Source organism: Psychroflexus sediminis (genome assembly GCF_900099815.1).
GTDB lineage: Bacteria > Bacteroidota > Bacteroidia > Flavobacteriales > Flavobacteriaceae > Psychroflexus > Psychroflexus sediminis.
The window spans coordinates 163182-183708 of the sequence record NZ_FNCW01000001.1 but is presented as its reverse complement, the minus strand read 5'-3'; the positions used below and the strand labels follow the sequence as shown (position 1 = coordinate 183708).

The 20527-nt window shown below is 39.1% G+C and carries 19 protein-coding genes; 4 read left to right on the top strand and 15 right to left on the bottom strand.

From position 1 onward, the window contains the following. Positions 1-29 precede the first annotated feature (29 nt). Positions 30-1850 (top strand): T9SS type A sorting domain-containing protein, encoded by a 1821-nt coding sequence (locus BLP81_RS00770; protein ID WP_093364334.1) that lies wholly within the window; start codon positions 30-32, stop codon positions 1848-1850. A gap of 2 nt (positions 1851-1852) precedes the next feature. Here the strand turns inward: BLP81_RS00770 and bioA are convergent, their stop codons facing one another. The 13 genes from bioA to thiL form a co-directional block, all read right to left on the bottom strand. Beyond that, positions 1853-3169 (bottom strand): adenosylmethionine--8-amino-7-oxononanoate transaminase, encoded by a 1317-nt coding sequence (gene bioA / locus BLP81_RS00765; RefSeq protein ID WP_093364331.1) that lies wholly within the window; start codon positions 3167-3169, stop codon positions 1853-1855. A gap of 99 nt (positions 3170-3268) precedes the next feature. Then, positions 3269-3892: a dethiobiotin synthase gene (gene bioD / locus BLP81_RS00760; protein ID WP_093364330.1), complete on the bottom strand. Its 624-nt coding sequence runs from the start codon at positions 3890-3892 to the stop codon at positions 3269-3271. Next, complete coding sequence (locus tag BLP81_RS00755; RefSeq protein ID WP_093364327.1) at positions 3885-5060, bottom strand: aminotransferase class I/II-fold pyridoxal phosphate-dependent enzyme; 1176 nt, start codon at positions 5058-5060, stop codon at positions 3885-3887. Before BLP81_RS00755 ends, bioD begins: the two co-directional genes overlap by 8 nt. Further along, on the bottom strand, positions 5032-5427 hold the full coding sequence (mnhG, locus tag BLP81_RS00750) for a monovalent cation/H(+) antiporter subunit G (protein WP_093364325.1): 396 nt from the start codon (positions 5425-5427) through the stop codon (positions 5032-5034). The genes BLP81_RS00755 and mnhG overlap by 29 nt, the downstream gene beginning before the upstream one ends. Then, positions 5420-5695 carry a monovalent cation/H+ antiporter complex subunit F gene (locus tag BLP81_RS00745; protein ID WP_093364324.1) on the bottom strand — a complete coding sequence of 92 codons (276 nt, stop codon included), beginning with the start codon at positions 5693-5695 and terminating at the stop codon, positions 5420-5422. The genes mnhG and BLP81_RS00745 overlap by 8 nt, the downstream gene beginning before the upstream one ends. Then, a complete protein-coding gene (locus BLP81_RS00740; protein ID WP_093364322.1) occupies positions 5692-6174 on the bottom strand; it encodes a Na+/H+ antiporter subunit E in 483 nt (160 codons plus the stop codon). The genes BLP81_RS00745 and BLP81_RS00740 overlap by 4 nt, the downstream gene beginning before the upstream one ends. A 6-nt stretch (positions 6175-6180) precedes the next feature. Further along, positions 6181-7689, bottom strand: a complete 1509-nt coding sequence (locus BLP81_RS00735; RefSeq protein ID WP_093364320.1) for a proton-conducting transporter transmembrane domain-containing protein — start codon at positions 7687-7689, stop codon at positions 6181-6183. Beyond that, a complete protein-coding gene (locus BLP81_RS00730) occupies positions 7686-8039 on the bottom strand; it encodes a Na+/H+ antiporter subunit C (RefSeq protein WP_093364319.1) in 354 nt (117 codons plus the stop codon). The genes BLP81_RS00735 and BLP81_RS00730 overlap by 4 nt, the downstream gene beginning before the upstream one ends. Continuing rightward, positions 8040-8453 carry a Na+/H+ antiporter subunit B gene (locus BLP81_RS00725; protein ID WP_093364317.1) on the bottom strand — a complete coding sequence of 138 codons (414 nt, stop codon included), beginning with the start codon at positions 8451-8453 and terminating at the stop codon, positions 8040-8042. Position 8454: 1 nt separating this feature from the next. Beyond that, on the bottom strand, positions 8455-10761 hold the full coding sequence (locus BLP81_RS00720) for a putative monovalent cation/H+ antiporter subunit A (protein ID WP_093364315.1): 2307 nt from the start codon (positions 10759-10761) through the stop codon (positions 8455-8457). Between the two features lie 150 nt (positions 10762-10911). Further along, a complete protein-coding gene (locus tag BLP81_RS00715; protein ID WP_093364313.1) occupies positions 10912-11322 on the bottom strand; it encodes an OsmC family protein in 411 nt (136 codons plus the stop codon). A gap of 80 nt (positions 11323-11402) precedes the next feature. Then, positions 11403-11606, bottom strand: coding sequence for a putative signal transducing protein (locus BLP81_RS00710; protein ID WP_093364312.1), 204 nt, complete (start codon positions 11604-11606; stop codon positions 11403-11405). A gap of 12 nt (positions 11607-11618) precedes the next feature. Then, entirely contained in the window at positions 11619-12668 is a 1050-nt protein-coding gene (gene thiL / locus BLP81_RS00705; protein WP_093364310.1) for a thiamine-phosphate kinase, read from the bottom strand. Positions 12669-12931: 263 nt separating this feature from the next. Between thiL and BLP81_RS00700 the strand changes: the two genes are divergently transcribed. Next, the gene (locus tag BLP81_RS00700) at positions 12932-14347 is read left to right on the top strand and encodes a choice-of-anchor B family protein (protein WP_176752658.1); all 1416 of its coding nucleotides are present in this window, start codon (positions 12932-12934) and stop codon (positions 14345-14347) included. Here BLP81_RS00700 and BLP81_RS00695 read toward each other — a convergent pair. Beyond that, a complete protein-coding gene (locus BLP81_RS00695; RefSeq protein ID WP_093364306.1) occupies positions 14344-16119 on the bottom strand; it encodes a glycoside hydrolase family 15 protein in 1776 nt (591 codons plus the stop codon). The genes BLP81_RS00700 and BLP81_RS00695 overlap by 4 nt on opposite strands. Positions 16120-16199: 80 nt before the next feature. Here BLP81_RS00695 and BLP81_RS00690 point away from each other — a divergent pair, with 80 nt between their 5' ends. After that, positions 16200-18407 (top strand): bifunctional alpha,alpha-trehalose-phosphate synthase (UDP-forming)/trehalose-phosphatase, encoded by a 2208-nt coding sequence (locus tag BLP81_RS00690; protein ID WP_093364304.1) that lies wholly within the window; start codon positions 16200-16202, stop codon positions 18405-18407. A 7-nt stretch (positions 18408-18414) separates the two neighbouring features. Further along, positions 18415-18654, top strand: coding sequence for a hypothetical protein (locus BLP81_RS00685; RefSeq protein ID WP_093364302.1), 240 nt, complete (start codon positions 18415-18417; stop codon positions 18652-18654). Positions 18655-18801: 147 nt separating this feature from the next. On the opposite strand, the gene BLP81_RS00680 is transcribed toward BLP81_RS00685, so the two are convergent. Continuing rightward, positions 18802-20187 carry a S41 family peptidase gene (locus BLP81_RS00680; RefSeq protein ID WP_093364300.1) on the bottom strand — a complete coding sequence of 462 codons (1386 nt, stop codon included), beginning with the start codon at positions 20185-20187 and terminating at the stop codon, positions 18802-18804. Between the last annotated feature and the right edge of the window lie 340 nt (positions 20188-20527).

The following is a 20527-nucleotide window of genomic DNA, read 5'->3' as shown; positions in this document are numbered from 1 at the left end:
TATTGTTGTTAATTTAGTAATATTGCTATATGAAAACTTACTTATTGTTATTAAATTTTATATTTGTTTCAAACGCGTTATGGTCTCAGGTATTTGTTGCTGAAAACGCCACTATAAACTTGATAAATGAGGTCGATCTTTCCGTAGCAGGAGAATTAAATAACAATGGCCATATTGTTGGCACTGGGTTTATACAACTTGTCGGCGATAAGTCACAACTCATTTATGGAAATGGCGAACTAGAAAAGTTCAGCTTAAGGAAAACGTCTGGACAAGCTGAAATCGCCAGTGGTAATCAAGATGTCCTAAGGCTTTTTGAAATTCATGGCGGTACTTTTCTACCTAAAGCCAATTTAACTTTAAAAAGTGTTGATACCCTTACTGCTCAAATGGGTCAAAATACTGGCGGTACGATTACTGGAGATATAATTAGCGAACGCTATATCCCTAAATCTAATAGAGCTTTTCGCTATATTTCCTCACCTGTCTCAACGTCAAATAGCATTAGATATAATCTACAGGAAGGGCAAAACAATACAGGGACCAATTATCCTGCAGATAACCTCAATGATTCTATTGGGTATGGAACCCATATTACAGGGTCTAAAAACGGCTCCAAGGGTTTTGATGCCACTTCTACGGGAAACGCTTCCTTTTTCGACTGGATAGAATCTTCTCAGTCCTGGATGGCTACAGACAATACAGATACGAGAACCCTCGACAAAGGCGAAAGCTTTGCCGTTTTGATACGTGGAAGTCGAGAGACTAGCCTTAACTCCAACACAGCTGTTGGGCCAGAGACAACTCTGAGGCTGACAGGAAATCCTACTATTCTTAATTTCACCAAGCAAATTGATTTAATAGAAGATAATAGTTTCGTGTTATTAGGCAATCCTTATCACAGTATTATAGATGCTAATCTGGTACTACAAAATAACACCGGGTTAAATAATAATTTTATTTATGTTTATGATCCTACCCTCAATACCAGAGGGGCTTATGCCATTGTAGAGTTACCTGGCGGCTCCAACGGACAAGGGTCTGAAGCCAACCAATTTATTCAAGCCTGGCAAGCCGCATTTGTTGAAGCAACAAACACAGGTGCAACCACTTTGAACCTATCATTTTCTGAAAATGACAAAAATGTTTCGCAACCTCAGGTACAAACCTTTAGCCTGAATAGCAGAATCAACCTGAAACTTCAAAAAGATAGTGAAACTATAGATGGTTTAAGCTTAAAGCTGAAACACGGAGCAAATTCTGAAGTAGATTTAAATGACGCTAAAAAGTTTTGGAATTATGATGAAAGCCTCAGCATCTATTCGCAAGGAAAATACCTAAGCATTGAAGAGCGTGATTTTCTTCAGGCTGGAGATACTGTAGAAATTTATTTACATCAAAAAAGACAAGACCACTACAAACTAGTGATGAACAGCACAGGGCTTTCCTCGTCAGATATTGTACTGAAGGATTTTTACCTGGATAAGTCCTATCCTCTAAAAGAAAGCGAAAATTTGACTGTAGATTATCTCGTTGCAGAAGGAGAACCAGAATTGAGATTCGGATTCATCATAGAATCTGAAACCTTGTCTGATGCAGAATTTGTTTCTGAGAACTTCATCATTTATCCCAATCCTGCCAAAGATGTACTCAATATTGCAGCCTTAAATTCTCAAAACAAGAAATTAAATTTTGAAATTTATTCACTTTTAGGACAAAAAGTGTCTCAAGGTGATTTTGAAGATAAAATAACGAACTACAACATTTCCTCACTGTCAACAGGCGTCTATTTAATTGTCATAACAGACAATAAACATATAAAGGAAACTTTAAAATTTATCAAGAATTAAATTTATTTCTGTTTCAATTCCTCCAAGTAATCTTCGATGGCAGCATAGATTTTAGCCAGTTGAGCTTCAGTGATCACATAAGGTGGCAGGATATAAATGGTTCTACCAAGCGGTCTTAAGAAAATACCTTTGCTCATAAAGTAATTGAACATCTCATCTCTTGCATTTCCGTAGCGTTCCATTTCAATATCTAAATCCAACGCCAAAATCACACCTATTTGTCTCACTTCTCGAATAAGTATATGTTTTCGCATCTTGTCTGCAAACATCTGATTGAGACTCATGATGTTTTTAATAGACCCCTGTATTTTCGGAGAACGCAATAATTCTATACCCGCAATGGCTGCAGCACAAGCCAGAGGATTTCCTGTGTAGGTATGTCCGTGGAAAAGCCCTTTAGAAATCTGATCGGCATAAAAAGCTTTGTAAATTTTTTTGGTACAGCTTGTAATGCCCATCCCCACCATTCCTGCAGATAAAGCTTTGCTCAAACACATCACATCTGGCTTTTCGGATAAATAATCTGAAGCAAAATGCTTTCCTGTTTTCCCAAAACCGGTCATGACTTCATCGGCAATACAAACAACATCATTGGCTTTGCACAATTTCAAAACATCGTTGAGGCCTTTTATATCGTAGGTTTGCATTGCTGCCGCACCTTGCACCAGGGGCTCGTATATAAAGCCCGCAATTGCATTTTCTTTCAGTATGGTTTTCAATTGAGAAAGGACTTCGGCATTGTTGAGTCCGTTGGGTTTGGGAAGCCTTCTTACTTCTATAAAATGATCTTCGAAGGCTCCATTGTAAACCGACAATCCGGACACAGACATCGCCCCAAAGGTGTCGCCGTGAAATCCATCTTCCAGGGCCAACATAACATTCTTGTTATTACCAAGGTTATGATGATACTGCAAGGCCATTTTGATACCGATTTCGGTCGCCGTAGAGCCGTTGTCATTGAAGAAGAGCTTGTCCTGATTTTTAGGTAAGATTTCCATCAGCTTTTCAGACAACTCCACCGCAGGCTCGTGAGTAAACCCGCTAAACACCACCTGATCCAGTGTTTCCAACTGAGCTTTCACTTTTTTGACAATATGTGGATGGCAATGTCCATACATACTGGTGTACCAGGACGCTATGCCATCGATATACGCTTTACCAGATTCATCTTTTAATAAAGCACCTTTAGCAGATTTGATAGCTAAAATCTCAGGGTTTAATTTATGCTGAGTCAGCGGATGCCAGATATGCTTCTGGTCTCGTCTGGAAATAGAAGGTGTAGTGAAGGGTAAAGAAATATGTTTGCCAAAAAGTTTCATGGGCTCGTATTTATAACAAAGGTAGACTTATCAAAGCTAATCATTTTTTCTGCTAAACCTGCCCGTACAAGACGCGCAGGCGGGTTTAATCTCGCTGATTTAAAGCTTTTCTATATTTAGTTTAAGCTTCTGTGCATACTTAGAAACTACGGCTTTAGAAAATTCCGCTTCCTCCTCAATTCTTCCTACACAGGTTAAATTGGTTTTTTCTAAAATGATGCTTTCTGTCGTGGGGTGTTCGTCGCCGCTAAAAATCATCCCGATGTTGGAAAAGCCCCTGCTCTTTAAAGCTTCAATCGACAGAAGCGTGTGATTAATGCTCCCCAAATAATGCCTGGAGACCAGAATGATTTTATCGGTTTTCTCGATCAAATCGATGATGCAGTCTTTTGAGTTTAGAGGAACCAACAAACCTCCGGCTCCCTCAATCACCAGTGTGTTTTCAGTTTCCGGCCTTTGGATGTCTTTGAGCTGAATCTCTAAATTGTCAATATCGGCAGCAGCATGAGGACTCATAGGTGTTTTCAAAGCATAGGCATTGTCAAAGAACTTTGATTTTGAATTGCTTAACATGGCTTTGACTTTGTGCGTATCGGAGTAATCTAAATCTCCTGCCTGAATGGGCTTAAAATAATCTGCCTGCAGTGCTTCTGTGACGATAGCCGAAACCATTGTTTTTCCAACTTCGGTTCCGATTCCTGTAATAAAGTAAGTCTTATTCATTTTCTTTTTGAATTAGATGGTTTGCTAAAGATTTTAAAACAGTTTTGATTTCCTCTTCACTATTATAAGCATGAAGGCAAAACCGAAGCCTCTCTTTCCCTTTTGGAACCGTGGGAGACAAAATGGGTCTGACATCAAATCCTTCTTGCTGAAGTTGACTTGAAATTGATCTTACTTTTTCATTTCCACGAATCACACAGGACTGAATTGCCGACTGACTTTTAATAAAAAAATCAAAAAGGTGATTTGCTTCGATTTGGTTCTGAAAATACTCAATATTTGATCTTAGCGTTTCATACTCGACTGAGCTGGATTCTAAATACAGATGTGCAGCCCAGTTTCTGGCTGTTGTTTCTACACTTGGCGCTGTGGTATAGATAAAGCTTTTGGCAAAATTGATTAAATACTGTTTCAATTGGTCTGTTCCCAAAACTGCGGCTCCATGAGACCCAAAGGATTTTCCAAAAGTGATGATTCTGGCAAATATTTCTCCGTTAAAATTTGCACATCCCTTTTTGGAAATCGTTCCTACAGAGTGGGCTTCATCTAAAATCAAATAAACACCAAATTCAGAGCAGAGTTGAACTAAATCATCCACGTCTGCACTGTCCCCATCCATAGAAAAAACATGTTCTGTAATGACGTAGATCGTATCAAACTGATCCCTGAACTTTATCAGTTTCAGTTCCAAATCCTTTAGATCGTTATGTTGAAACTTATAGGCTTTGGCTTTGCTCAAGCCTATGCCATCTCGTATGGATGCATGACTCAGCTCATCATACAAAATCAAATTTTGACGTTGACCGATGGATGACAGAAGACCGAGGTTGGCATCATAACCAGAATTAAACAGGGTGGCAGTGTCGGAATTGTAATAGTATTCTAAATAAGACTCAAAGTCTTCAATCATAGGGTAATTCCCAGTGAGAAGTCTGGAGCCAGTTGCTCCGTGAAAGTGATGAGGATAAGCTTTAAGTTTATCTAAGGCATATTCAGTAATACGTTCATTGTGAGAACATCCTAAATAATCGTTGGAAGAAAAGTCCACTAAGTTCAGCGCAGAGCTTTTAAGTGATCTTAAAGTCCCTTGATCCTTACGCTGATTTAGTTTTCGGTTCAGTGACCAGGGGAAATCAGTTTTAGGATTTTTCTTCCGTTTCTTCTTCATTATCCTCCCTTTGGTTAATCCCTTTAAGTTCGTGAGTCGATTTGTTGTATTTTCCCTTTAGATCATCGATATAAGAATTCTCCCAAAGCTTATTTCCGATAAAATAAGACGTTCTTCCGATAAGGTGAGCGGATACAGGAGCCGTGATAAAAATAAAGATGATAACAGCTATAACACGTGTAGTTACAGACAAATCCAGGAAAAACAAGGCTGCAGCGGTGAGTAAAAGTCCGACGCCCAGAGTTGCTGCTTTGGTATTTACAGAGATTCTCAGGTATTGATCTGGCATTCTCAGTGTGCCTATTGCAGCCAGCAAGACAAACAATGCTCCTAAGCCAGAAGTGATGTAAACTAAAATATCATTCATTTTTATTGCGTTTTTCGAGATAATAGGCAAAGGCGACCGAACCTAAAAAGGCGATGAGTGCTAGCACAAGAGAGATGTCCAAAAATGTGGGTTTATCGCTCAATATGCTATAAATGGCTATAATACCTATGCCAATGGTAATCAATAAATCCAAAGCAACAACCCGGTCTATGATGCTGGGCCCTTTGAAAAACCTTACAAACACCAGTAGCGATGAAACCGACAGGATAGGCAAAATGATATAATATAAAAAGTCGTGTACATTCATCTCAATATTTCTAATAAGCGTTTTTCAAAACCTTGTTTAATGTCCTCTATAAAATCCTTTTTATCTACCACATACATGGCGTGAACATACAAAACACTTCGGTCTGTAGATACATCCAGAGCAAGGGTCCCCGGAGTAAGGGTAATCAAATTGGCCAAAAGTGTAATTTCCAAATCTGTTTTGGCATCGAGTGGCAAACCCACAATACCAGGTTTCATATTTAAGTTTGGTGTAATCACTTCATAAGCTACCTGGATATTTGCCTTGGTTAACTCCCAGATAAAAAACAAAAAGAAACTTATAATTTTCGGAATAATTTTAAAGTATTTTTTAGCGCTTTTATCTTCAAATCCACTCAAAATCCAGAGAATAATGAAGCTCAGTAAAAAACCAAATAAAAAATTATTAAAGTTGTATTCACCCGTAAGGAACACCCAGATAAGCATCAATAATATGTTAGAAAGAAATTTAGTTTTCATCTGGATTTATCTTTTTAAAACGGCATCGATGTATAATTCATTATTGATTAGCTCTGTAGCAATTCTTTGGGATAACTGCTGAATATGCTCTGCACCGAATCCTATGTATAAAGTTACAAAAGTTAGAAATGCTATAGGAAATATAAAGGTGAACTTTTGGCCAAATCTCAGTTGATTGAAATAAATAAACTTTTCAGGAAAGCTGATTTCAGGCTGGTTTTTCCAAAACACCTCAGACCAGAGTTTTGCGATGACGATAAGAGTGATTAAACTCCCAAAAATCAAAGCTCCAAAAAACCAATATTCCTGGGCATTAAAGCTGGCTAAAATAAGTGATATTTTTGGCCAGAAACCGGAAAGTGGCGGTATTCCAATCAAAGAAAATAAGGGGATGGCCATAAGTAAACTCAGCTTGGGATAATTTGCATATAAGCCCCCAAGCTTCTTCATATTGGTCGTGCCTTTTATTCTATAAATCAAGCCGCTGATCAAGAACAAATTCGTTTTGATGATGATATCGTGAATGAGATAAAAAATCACACCAGCCATAGCCACTTCGGTAAACAAGGCTAAACCACCAATCATAAAACCAATATGACAAATGATAAAATACATAAAAACCTTCTTGATGTTGTTTTGAATAATTGCTCCCACCCCTCCACTGAAAATGGTCATGATGGCTAAGGTTAACAATAAGATCGTTAGGAAAGAATCCCCCCCATAAATCAATGTAAATATTCGAATCAAGGCGTAAACACCAACTTTGGTAAGTAAACCTGCAAAAATAGCAGACACCGCTGAAGGGGGTGTATGGTAGGAAGCCGGCAACCAAAAATATAAAGGGAATATAGCCGACTTAATCCCAAAACCCACCAGGAATAAAACGGCGCTTATTTCTACAAGCGTAGTATCTTTAACCTCAGCAATTTTAAGCGAAATATCCGCCATGTTTAAGGTGCCTACCAGCCCATATAAAACCCCTAAGGCTGTAAGGAAAATCATGGAAGCAAAGAAATTTAAAGCAAAATATTTGACAGCGCCTTCCAGCTGACTCTTCTCTCCTCCAATGCTTATCAACACAAACGAACTGATAATAATAATCTCAAACCAAACATACAGGTTAAAAATATCACCTGTTAAAAAAGCTCCGTTAAGTCCCAAGAGCAGAAAATGAAATACACTAAAATATCCAAAGCGCAATCTTGCTTTGATAACAGAAATCGTTGAAAAGATAGACACAGCAAAGCCGGCAATGGCTGTAAGCAGGACCAAAGTAACAGCCAGCATATCTCCAACAAAAACAATCCCAAAAGGGGCAGGCCAGTCTCCGGATTCTACGATCTGGGTACCGTTATTGTAAACAAAAGTAAATGCCCAGATCGCAACGCCTAGAGCCACAGCATTACCCACCACACTGACGATTTTTTGGAAATTCAGTTTATTCCAGAAAAACATCAGGAGAATACTTAAAAAAAAGTGGACTACCAGGGGCAGTATGATGATATCGTTTGTCATGAATCTTCGTCTGTAGTATTAAGTTGATCTAAATCGTCTGTTTTTAATACTTTGTAGGTTCGTTTTACAAGTATGATTGCAAAGGACTGTAAACCAAAACTGATAACAATAGCTGTGAGTATTAAGGCCTGAGGAATAGGGTCTGCGTACACCCCCTCAAGAACTTTTTCTGCAGAATCTATAATAGGGGGCTCACCTTTGGTGATCCTACCAAGTAAAAAAATCAATAAATTAACGCCGTTCCCCAGTAAGATAATACCCAGAATAAGCTTTACCATACTTCTTCGCAAAATCATATATATGCCAGAAGCATAAAGAACACCGGTTATAACTGCTAATATTATTTCCATTTATACAGATTCAGAAATTGTAAATATGATGGTTAAGGACGATCCTATAACAACCAGATAAACGCCTATATCGAAAAATAAAGGAGAGCCGATGGCCCCGATAACGGGTATCGGATTTTCTGCCCAGATTCCTGTCATCATTGGTAAATCTGCCAATAGCATGGGTGATATACCACTTAAAAAAGCTATCATTAATCCCACGGGCATTAAAAACCCGGGGTGAAATTTTAAAATCTTTTTAGCTTTATCCAGTCCGTTAGAAAAGGCATCCAGGACAAAAGCAATGGCCGCTACAAGACCACCAACAAAGCCTCCGCCAGGCAAATAATGACCTCTTAACAAGATAAATACTGAAAACAGTAATAATACTGGAAGGAGGTAACTCGAAGCAGATTTTAATATTATCGTTCTCATCTTATTTTTTATCTCTTGTTTTCAATCTTAGTTTTAATAATCCAAAAACGCCTAAAGCAGCGACAATCAGTACCGAAATCTCTATCATGGTATCAATCCCTCTAAAGTCGACTAAAATAACATTAACCACATTTTTTCCGTGAGCGAGCTTATAAGCATTTTCAGCATAAAATTCTGTAATCTCCGTATTTTTTGGCTCAGTTAATACTCTCAATATCAGCAATGTAATCAGAATTCCAAAACTGACGGACAGTATGCCGTGTTTAATTCTAAGCCACTTTTCAGAAAGGTTGAGGTATCTGGGTAACTTGTAAAGGACCAATACGAATAAAATGACTGTAAGGGTATCTACTGAAAACTGAGTCATCGCTAAATCTGGTGCGCTATAAAACAAAAACAGCAGGCTAAAAGATAATCCAACCACTCCAAGGGCGGCAACAGCAGCTAATCGTGACTTTGTAAAAACCGTGTAAAGAACTCCTGCTAATAACATCAATAAAATTGAAATCTCGTAAATCGTCAAGTCAGCTAAGGCTGTAAAATCGGTTTCAAGAGAGAAATCCGAAAAAATAAGATAGCCTAGAAGTAAAATTAAAAAGGCAACAATTGTGGAAATATAATGCCTTAAATAGCCTGTCTGAAAGAAGTTTGTCCAATATTTTGAAAAAACTGCAAAACCTTCAGATAACTTCAAAAACAAAACCTTAGGACTGATGAAATCAAATTTTGCGATGCTGTTTTCAAGAGCATGCCTGGGTGACAGTTTTAAATATAAAACGGTTCCCAGCACCAGTGTAATGGCGCTCAAACCTAAAATCGTGTTGAAACCGTGCCATAGTTTTAGGTGGAAGTCTTCAAACGCGATGGCCTGAGTCATAGCTATAGGTTTAGCAAAAGCAGATTCGATAAGGCCTGGAAAAATACCAAATACGACCCCGGCAAAGGTCATAATTAGAGGGGGAACCCACATCAACGGACTTGGAAGGTGTATGTTTTCAAATTTTTTAGGAAGCTGCCCCATAAAGGGTTTCACCCCTGCCACAAAACCGGCATAAAACAAGAGCACATTTGTTGAAATGGCGATGATGGTGAGTAATACAGCATTACTGGTAAAATGTAAAGTCGACTCGTAAATCAGGTCTTTACCAACAAAACCTAAAGTTGGCGGAACGCCTCCGCTGATTAGTGCTGCTATAAATCCAGCGATGGCAACCGGCAGTAAAACCTTGCGTAAGCCAGCTAACTGGGTAACGTCTCGGGTTCCTGTTTCATGATCGATAATGCCTGTAATCAAAAATAGAGAAGCCTTATAAAGGGCATGTACTACGATAAACACTGCTGCTGCAATAAGTGCAGCCTGAGTACCGATCCCTATGAGAAAAACAAGTATGCCTAAGGCCGAAATCGTGGAATACGCTAATATTCCTTTCAGGTCTGTTCTGAAAATAATATGTATTGCAGAATAGAGCATGGTTATTCCTCCAACGGCAATCAAAATAGTATGCCAAATTTCACCTCCATTGAGTACAGGCGTCATCCTGAACAATAAATAGACTCCGGCTTTTACCATGGTTGCAGAGTGCAAATAGGTAGAAACCGGTGTCGGGGCTTTCATGGCTCCCGGTAACCAGAAATGGAAGGGAAACTGAGCTGATTTGGTAAAGGCTGCTCCAAAAATTAGGAGTAAAATCAGTATATAATGGGAGCTGTCTGTAATAGCATCTCTCATGGATAGCATTTCTGAAATGCGATAAGTGCCAGCGACATCTCCAAGTAAAACAGCACCCCCCAGAAGCAATAAACCTCCAATTCCGGTAATTCCTAAAGCAACAAGTGCCGATTTTCTCGAGTCGGCTTTATCGTTATTGAAGCCGATTAAATAGAACGAAGAAATGCTGGTCAGTTCCCAGAAAATAAACAGGGACATCAGATTGTCTGATAGCACCAGACCAAGCATGGAGGCCATAAATAAACTTAAATAGCCATAGAATCTATCTAGATAATTATGATTTTTCAGGTAGGCAGAGGTATATAGAAATACCAAGGAACCAATCCCGGTGATCATCAAAACAAAAAGAAGCGCTAAGCCATCTAAAGTAAAGCTCAAATTGACTCCAAAGCTCGGAATCCACTCGTGATTTTCATAAATCACCTCCCCGTTTGAAACTTCAGGGATAAAACTTAGAAAATAAACAAAAAGACTTATTGGAATTATAGAGGACAGAACTGCAAGCTTACCTCTAAAGTAAGATCCAGCGAAGACTAGGAATAAAGAGAATAAAAAACCTAAAAGTACTGCTTCTAGCATGCTTAAATTTATTTTTGCAAATATATCTATATTTCACAAAGAGAGCGGCTCTTTGTGTACTTTGGTATTTAATTGAAAAAACACCGGGGGTATTTTAAACAAAAATGCTGTTGAAAATTCAACAGCATTTTTAAGAATAGTGACTAATATTTAATGTAAGCTTGATTCTACTGAAATCGCAGTATCCAGAAGTTTTGAAACCGGACATTGTTTTTTGGCCTTATTGACTAATTCATCAAATTTCTCCTGGTCAATATTATCGATCTTAGCTTCAAGTGTGATATGGGATTTGGTAATGTTTCCATCTTTTAAAGTGATTTCGCCCTTGGCCTCCAGGCTTCCTATTTCAAAATCTTCTTCTGTTAAAAAAGCGGATAACTGCATGGCAAAACAACCTGCATGGGCCGCTGCGATTAATTCTTCCGGGTTTGTACCTTTCCCCTCTTCAAATCGGGATTTGAACGAGTACTGGGTGTTATCTAAAACTCCACTCTGCGAACTTAGCGTTCCATTTCCTTCCTTTATACTTCCTTTCCAAATGGCTGTAGCGTGTCTTTTCATTGTCTTTATTTTTTATAAAAATAATTATTATAAGCTCTGCACCTTAAGTTTTTAATAAAAATTAACCTAAAGCCCGTAGTCTACTCCGACTCAAATTTCTCGATAAGTGCTTTGGCTTTTTCTTCATCGCTTTCATCTACCATAAGCTGATAATCTCCAAATACTCCGCCATAGGAGGAATCCACCTTATCCACTTCGTAGCATTCGATGCCTTCAGATTCCAATAAGTTTTTGACTCCCATCATTTCAACTTTAGACTTGGTGTAATATACTTTCTTATCCATATGTTTTAGGTTTTAATCTTCTTCCTGCATTCCATTCCAGCCTCTGGCTTTTATTGGTATTTTGGTATTCATTCTAGAAATAAGGTGAATCCCCTCGCTTTGCTCTGCCATATGTCCAATGACACTAAGATTTGGATTGGCCTTAATCTTATCGAAATCCGATTGATCGATGGTGAACAACAACTCATAATCTTCTCCACCATTGAGTACAACCGTTGTTGAGTCCAGCTCAAATTCTTCACAAGTGGAAATACTCATAGGATCTAAAGGCAGTTTATCTTCAAACACATTAGCCCCTACTTTAGAATGCTTGCATAAATGCATCACTTCTGAAGACAATCCGTCACTTATATCGATCATAGCTGTTGGCTTGACTTCCAAAGCTTTTAATAATTCTACAATATCCTTTCTGGCTTCCGGCTTCAGTTGTCGCTCTACAATATAAGTATATTTTTCAAGATCGGGCTGAGCATTAGGGTTTACTTTAAAGACTTCATTCTCTCTCTGTAAGACTTTTAAACCTAAAAAGGCACCGCCTAAATCCCCTGAAACCACTAGCAAATCGTTTGGTTTTGCTCCACTTCTGTAGGTAATATCTTCCGCTTTAGCCTGCCCAATGGCCGTGATGCTGATGGTTAGACCCTTTATAGCTGAAGTGGTATCACCTCCAACTACATCTATATTATAAAGCTCTGCAGCAGTGGTTATACCGCTGTAAATTTCTTCAAGCGCCTCCACTGTAAACCTGTTGGAACAGGCTATGGAAACCGTAATTTGCTCAGCCTGAGCATTCATGGCATACACATCAGACAGATTGACCATCACCGCTTTATAACCCAAATGTTTTAAAGGCATGTAAGCCAAATCAAAATGGATTCCTTCTACCAAAAGATCGGTGGTTACCACGCTATGTTTATCGTGGTGGAGCACAGCAGCGTCATCCCCTATGCTTTTTACGGTCGAGCTATGTTTCACCTTAAAAAACTGAGTGAGATGATCTATCAAACCAAATTCTCCCAGTTCTGATAATTTGGTTTTGCTGTCTTTCGTGTTTTGAAACATGTCTTTTTGTTTTGAATGGCAAAGTTACTCAAAAGGTTTTGTAAAGTTCTAAACCATATGCTAAGACTGGTGTTTTCTAAACTTTAAAAATTTTAAGTCAACCCTCTTTTCGATTTAGTGTTTAACTTAAAAAATAAGCGTTAACAGGGATTAATGCAGGCCGCCGTATTTTTGAAGGCTTAGCATTTACTTATATCCATAGACTATTCTTAAAACTGCCAAGTCAGTAAATCTTTTCTTTATATTTGACTCAAATAATAATTTTGAAAAAACTATACTTCAGTACATTAGGGCTTTTTTTAAGTATTACGGTATGTTCTCAAACGCCTTGTGAAAACGGCCTCGCAGGAGCATATCCCTGTGATGGTTACGACCTTATGTCACAGATTAGCCTGGAAGCTCTTTCGGCTACTGCAGGAAATGATTCCTGGGGCTGGACAGATCCACAGGATGGTAAAGAATACGCATTGATGGGCTTAAACAACGGCACGGCTTTTATAGATGTTTCCGATCCAACAGCTCCTGTATACCTTGGCAAACTCCCTACACACACCCAGTCTAGCCCGTGGAGGGATATGAAAGTATACGATAATTATGCGTTTATAGTTTCGGAAGCTCCAAATCACGGCATGCAGGTTTTTGACCTCAGGAGACTTCGTAATTCTACTAATACACCGGTTACTTTTAATAGCGATGCCCATTATGATGGATTTGGAAATGCCCATAATATTGTTATCAGCACTGGTAAAGCTTATGCTTATGTCGTGGGAACATCAACCTATGAAGGAGGGCCTCATATCATTGATATAAGCAATCCCCTAAACCCTGTTTTAGCTGGAGGATATGCAGGGAGTTTATACACTCACGATGCTCAGGTTGTTACCTATAATGGTCCGGACACTGACTATACCGGAAAAGAAATTTTTCTGGGATGTAATGAAGAAGAGGCTGTTATTGTAGATGTGACCGTCCCCGGAAGTCCAGTTTTGATTTCAACGATGACCTATAGCGATATCGGTTATCCACACCAAGGCTGGTTAACCGAGAATCAAAGGTATTTTTTCTTAGGGGATGAGCTGGATGAACGCGATTTCGCATTGAATACCAGGACGCTTGTTTTTGATTTACAAGATCTGAACAATCCAGTTCAACACCAGGAATATTTTGGACCAACCTCTGCGATAGATCACAATGGCTACCTCAATAATAACCTGTTCTATTTATCCAATTACACGGCTGGAATTAAAATTATAGATGTGACCAATGTGGCTTCTCAATCCCTCTCAGAAATTGGTTTTTTTGACACCCATCCTGAAAATAATAGCACAAGCTTCAGTGGTTCCTGGAGCAATTATCCGTTTTTTGAAAGCGGAAATATCCTTGTGAGTGATATCGAACGCGGATTTTTCCTGATTAGGAAATCCGGCACTTTAAGCGCCTCTGATTTTACTCAGGAAGATTTTTCCATTTTTCCTAACCCGGCAAGTTCTTATGTGCAGATTAAGAACAGCTCTCGATCCATCCAAAGCGTAGAATTGTACACCCTATTAGGACAAAAAGTCTATTCCAAAAAATTCAAAGACAAGCGTGATCTTACAATTAATGTCGAATCTTTTAAAGCGGGTTTATACATGCTTAGAATCAATAATTCATTTACCAGAAAACTTATTATCAACTAGATCTGTTCTGCTTTAGACAAATTGATAGCCGTTTCAATTAAGGCCAGATGGGAATAAGCCTGTGGAAAATTTCCCAGTAAACGCTTAGTTTTAAAATCGATATCTTCACTCAGCAAACCTAAGTGATTGGAGTAACTTATCAGCCTTTCAAATTGTTGCTTTGCTTCTTTAACTTCACCTATTTTAATCAAACTATTGATATACCAAAACGTACAAATGGTAAATGATGAACTTGGCAAACCAAAATCATCTTTATTCTTATACCGGTATAGAAGTCCGTCATTGGTGAGGTGTTTGCCAACAGCTTTGACTGTACTTATAAACTTTGGATGCTTGGCCTCTATAAATCCATAAGATTCCATCAGGAGCACTGAAGCGTCCATATCTGTTGAGCCATAGGATTGTGTAAAGGCCTGCATTTCTTCATTCCAGGCATTTTCGTGAATATCATGTCGAATGGCTTGTTCCAGGGTTTTCCATCTTTCGAGTTTGGAAGTTTTATGAAACAGTTCTGAAATTTTTATGGCCCTGTCAATCGCTACCCAGCACAGGACTTTGGAAAAGGTAAAGTGGCGGTCTTCCGTCCTAAACTCCCAAATCCCTTTATCTGCTTCCTGCCAATGCTTACCAACCACCCAGGCAATACCTTTGGTAATCGTCCATAATTCCTCTTTATTATCAGTATCTGATTTGAATTTCATCAACTCCTGATGTATAACATCCACTAAAATGCCATAAATATCATTCTGTTTTTGAGCATAGGCGGCATTCCCGATTCTTACAGGTGCAGAATCCTTGTAACCAGAAAGATGCGTCAATATTTTTTCGGTCAGCTGCTTTTCCTTATTAATGCCATACATGATTTGAAGCTTCTCATTTTTATCGGGAATCAAATCAATGATAAACTGAAGATAACGCTTAGCCATTCTCGCATGCCCTAGTTGCGAAACCACTCTCACCACCATAGACGCATCTCGTATCCAGCAGAACCTATAATCCCAATTCCTGACTTCACCGATGGTCTCTGGCAGAGAAGTGGTTGCAGCGGCAAGAACAGCCCCTGTTTTATCATAACTCAACAACTTAAGCGTCATGGCACTTCTTGAGATCATGTCATTATAATTTTCAAAACGCTGCGTACTATCATTCCAGTAGGTCCAGTAAGCCAGTGTCTTTTCATAATCCTGACCTATCGACTCCATGCCCGGCAAATCGATTTTTTCATTATAAGACATTAAAAAGAATGCATCTTCAGTGAGTTCAATTTCTTCTGAATTCACCACTGCTTCTTTTGAAAGTGACGTGTATAAAAATAAAGTGTCAAATTCATCGGCTTCGGTGAGCGCAACGATAAAATTATCTTTTACGTAAATTTCGGTATTCCCTAAGGCATATTCAAGTTTGGGACTATAGTCAATGTTAAGCTTTGGAGTGCCTTTGGTCACTTTCAGATACCTGATGACTTCGGGGGGAGCGTGATAAGTTTTATCTTTTTTGGGATACCGGGGGAGGAAGTCATGAACTTCAAAACTCGCTTTTTCAGATCTGAATTCGGTTTTTAGAATACAGGTATTTTCAACATAAGTTTGAGTGACAGTATAAGCCGCATCGACCTGAAAAGCAAATTGCCCTCCTTTTTTTTCGTCAAGTAGTTTTGCAAAAACAGAAGCAGAATCGAACTCAGGCAAACAGCACCAATCCAGCGACCCGGTATCTGAAACTAAAGCTGCCGTTCTGCAATTGCCTATAATTCCGTAATTTAGATTATTCATCAATTTGAAGTATTTCGAAAATTAAAATCATATTTTTGATTAAATAAAAGTAAATAATCTGAGTAAAACAAAGCTTTCTTATGAATAAAACAATAATTGTTTCCAACAGATTACCTCTTCAAGTCATTATTGAAAACGATCAAATAGAAGTGACACCCAGTGTGGGAGGGCTTGCTACTGGACTTAAATCTGTACATAAAGAAAGCAACGGTATTTGGATTGGATGGAGCGGAATTACACAGGAAGAATTGACCCCTGAACTGGAGACCAAAATCTCAAAAGCTGTCACCAAAGAGCAGTGTGTTTCGGTAAATCTTACTCAAAGGGACTTGGATCATTATTACTATGGGTTTAGCAACCGAACGCTTTGGCCCTTATTTCATTATTTTATAGAATACACAGAATACAATCCGGAATCCTGGGAGGTCTACAAAAGCGTGAACCAAAAGTTTGCCGATACGGTATTGGAACAGGTGAACGAAGGTGATAACGTCTGGATACAAGACTATCAATTACTGCTGGTGCCTGCTATGGTGAAAGCAAAGAGACCTGATATTTCGATAGGTTTCTTCAACCACATCCCCTTTCCTTCCTATGAGATTTTTAGAACGTTTCCCAAGCGTAAGGAATTATTGGAAGGCATGCTTGGAGCAGATCTCATCGGTTTTCACACTTATGATTATGAAAGGCATTTTTTAAGCTCAGTCAAACGAATTTTGAGTTTAGATGTTAGTTTTAACAAGATCACTTACGATAATCGCATCATAAGGGTGGACTCCTTTCCTATGGGAATTGATTATGAAAAATTTGAAAATGCAGCCCTGGATCACAACCAGATGAATGAAGGTGACAAATCTGAAATCCAAAAACGCCTGGACCAGCATTTGCAAAATGAAGATGGTATAAAAATGATACTTTCTATCGACCGGATGGATTATACCAAAGGCATCCCCAACCGTATTAAAGCCTTTGAATATTTCTTGAGAAAATACCCCCAGTTTCAAGAGAAAATCCGCCTGATTATGCTGGCCGTCCCCTCGCGTTCTCAGGTTCCTCAATACCAAAAGCTGAAACAGGAAACCGACGAGCTTGTCGGAAGAATCAACGGGGAATATTCCACTGTGAGCTGGACACCCATCTGGTACTTTTACAGAGCTTTACCCTTCGAAAATTTAATCGACCTCTACACCTCTTCCGATGTGGCACTGATTACGCCGGTGAGGGATGGCATGAATCTGGTGGCTAAAGAATATGTAGCCACGAGAACTCGAAAAGACGGGGTATTGGTTTTAAGTGAAATGGCTGGTGCTTCTATAGAAATGAATGAAGCTCTGCTCATCAATCCCTTCAATTTCGAGGAGATTGCAGACAGTATCAAGCAGGCTTTAGAAATGCCCAAAGCTGAACAAAAACAAAGAATGCAGGCCCTGCAAAATCGGGTTTCCCGGTATAGTGTAAAAAAATGGGCCAACGAATTTATGAATTCCCTCGACCAGGTGCACAAGGTATATAATGTCATTGAAGCTGAAAAAGTTGATGAAAATATCAAAGCCATTTTTATTAAAAAACTCAGATCCGATGAGAAAAAAATAATGTTCCTGGACTACGATGGAACTTTGGTCAATTTTACAAACAATCCTCAGGATGCTAAGCCAGACAAAGAATTATTCTCTATTTTAGAAAAACTTCACGCCATCCAAGGCCTTAAATTGGTCCTCATCAGCGGTCGGGATAAGGAAACCCTCAACAACTGGTTTGGGCATACCCCCTATACCCTGGTCTCGGATCATGGGGTTTCCATGAGAATTGAAAATGAAGAGTGGAAAACTACGGAACGTTTAAAAACAGAGTGGATGGAAGACATTCTACCGATTTTAGAAACCTTCGTAGACAGAACACCAGGGACTTTGGTGGAAAAAAAGAAATACTCTCTGGCCTGGCATTATAGAAATACCGATGTAGAACTAGCTGAAAAAAGACTGGTTGAAATCAAAACCGTACTCACAAGTTTTATATCCAATACAGACCTTACCTTGCTGGAAGGCAATAAAGTCATCGAAATCAAAAGCAGCAAAGTGAACAAAGGAAGAGCCTGTTCCAGTCTGCTCAATCAGTTTCCATCAGAGCATGTGTTTGCCTTTGGCGATGACTGGACCGATGAATTTATGTTTGAAGAACTGCCGGAGCGCTCTCAAACCGTAAAAGTAGGCGTTCGAAAAACCAAAGCAAAGTACTATGTAAAAACAATTGAGGAGGTGAGAGCCTTTTTAAAAGCGATAGCTGAATAGAAATTTCATGAACAGACAACTCAAATTAATCTGGGACTTCCGAGGTCCTCATGCCGAAAAAACAGCTGAACATCATGAAATCCATCTTAAAGATTTCCTGAAGATGAATGCTATGGAAAATCATCCTACCGGTGTAGAATGCCTCAATGAATTTCATTGTTTGGCTTTTCTCGTCGTGGAGGAAGACCAGATGAAAGACCTAAGAGACCGCTTAAAACCACATCGCGGACAGGTGTATTCCGGCTAAAGCTAAAACCTATCTATGTAACGGCACGAGTCTGGCTTGACCGTCGGGTTCATGCATATTAAAAATCTATCCCGAGGCAATGCCGTTCGGGGTAGTTAACAGATTTTGACTTATTACCCTAAGTGTGTTTGACCAACATAGCTGCGTCTAACTTTTATTTTTCTGTTGCTTTACATACTTCAAAGCAGCGTCCAGCACTTCGTCTTTGCCATTTTGCAAGCCTTCTAAAGTGAGTTTTACTTCAACATCGGGCTGTATACCTAGGCCAACGAATTCTGTACCGTCGTACATGGCGTCCCGTTTCGTACACACAAAACCAACGCCGCCACCCGGCAGATGATATCCAAGGGGCTGGCCTGTGCTGCCTCCCGTAGCTGTCCCTATCAAAACACCCCTTTGAGCCATTTTAAAAGCAGAACTGAAATCTTCAGCTGCAGAGTAAGTCAGTTCACTAATAAGGACCACCACAGGTTTTTTATAGGTTTCTGTATGGTAAGGTTTCCAGTCGTATATCGTTTTTTTGGATTGAATAGCCTGACCTCCCCAGGCGCGTTCTGAAGGGTGGTAAGTATTCATTAAAGTCATGGAAGGATAAAAAGGATCTTTGGTTAAATAGCCTATAATCTCGTGACCCCAGTGCCCGTTACCTCCTCCGTTATGTCGAACATCAATAATTAAAGCACTGGTGTTTAGAATATCCGGGAAGTGTTTTTTGAATTCGGTAAACGTATCCTCATTTGCAAAACTGTCGATCGTTAAATGGCCTACATTACCGGGCAAAATTTTGAAAGCCACAGATTTCCTGACGTTCCAGTCATAAGGCTGCCGCGTAAAGGTTTCACGGATCAACTTTCCCCGAGGAGTTTTAAAATCTAAAGCAACGACCGTATTTTCGGCTCCCCTAAGCAATTCATGGTGGTAAATTCTGCCAATACTATCCTGTGCAGTAGAAAAATGAAGCGTAGGAGTGATCTGCTTGTGAATGTACTCCTGCACGGGCATACCGTCTATATGTTCCAAAACCATTCCTATTGTGATATTAGAGTACACTGGATCTTTGGAATTTACCTTATACACCACTGTTTTGCCTTCTATCTGCTTAAAATGGATAGGAACAAAGTTTAATTTTTGCTTTTTGAAATGGTATAAAGGCGGAAGTATGCGCGTGTGACCATCTCTTAAATGCTGATTGAACTGCATCAAAACAGTATAAGTTTCCATGATATGCTCCGTGGCTATGACTTTGGGAAGATAAGCTCGATACAGGCTATCCCATTGCACATGGGGGATCAGATCAAAATTGGCAAAATTAAATTTAGCTTCATGCCATACTGTACTTAAGGCCTGGATTTTCTCCTCCATACTAAGGTACTGAATAACCGAGGCGCTATCGACCTCTTTGCCCAGGGTCTCGAAGTTGACTATCGGAAAGCGTTCGTTTTGAAACGTCTGATAGGCCAGTGTATCTAATTTAGGCTGAGCAAAAAGCGAAAGACTCCCTAAAAAGGTAAGTAAAACAAAAAGGTGTTTCATGATAATTAAGGTTTAGATAATAACCATATTGACTAATATTAACTTAAGTTGTTACATGCCATGAGAGATTTTTTTGGAAGTCTCATTTACTATTTAGAAACATCAAAAAGAAAAGGTATGATCATGACTAGCCTTTAATTTTGGAAATGAACTTTGAATTTAAAGTTTGATTAATGAATAGGTTTGATGCAAGTGAGGCGCTTGCAGCAGCAAAAATTAGAAAAGTAATTTCAAAAAGCTTTAAGATTTGAAAAAGTCATTGAATTTAGTGAAAAACCCCGCGCTCCTTATAGAAGTGGAAACCCCGCGAGCAGTTTTTTTTTATAAAGTTGTGCTTGTT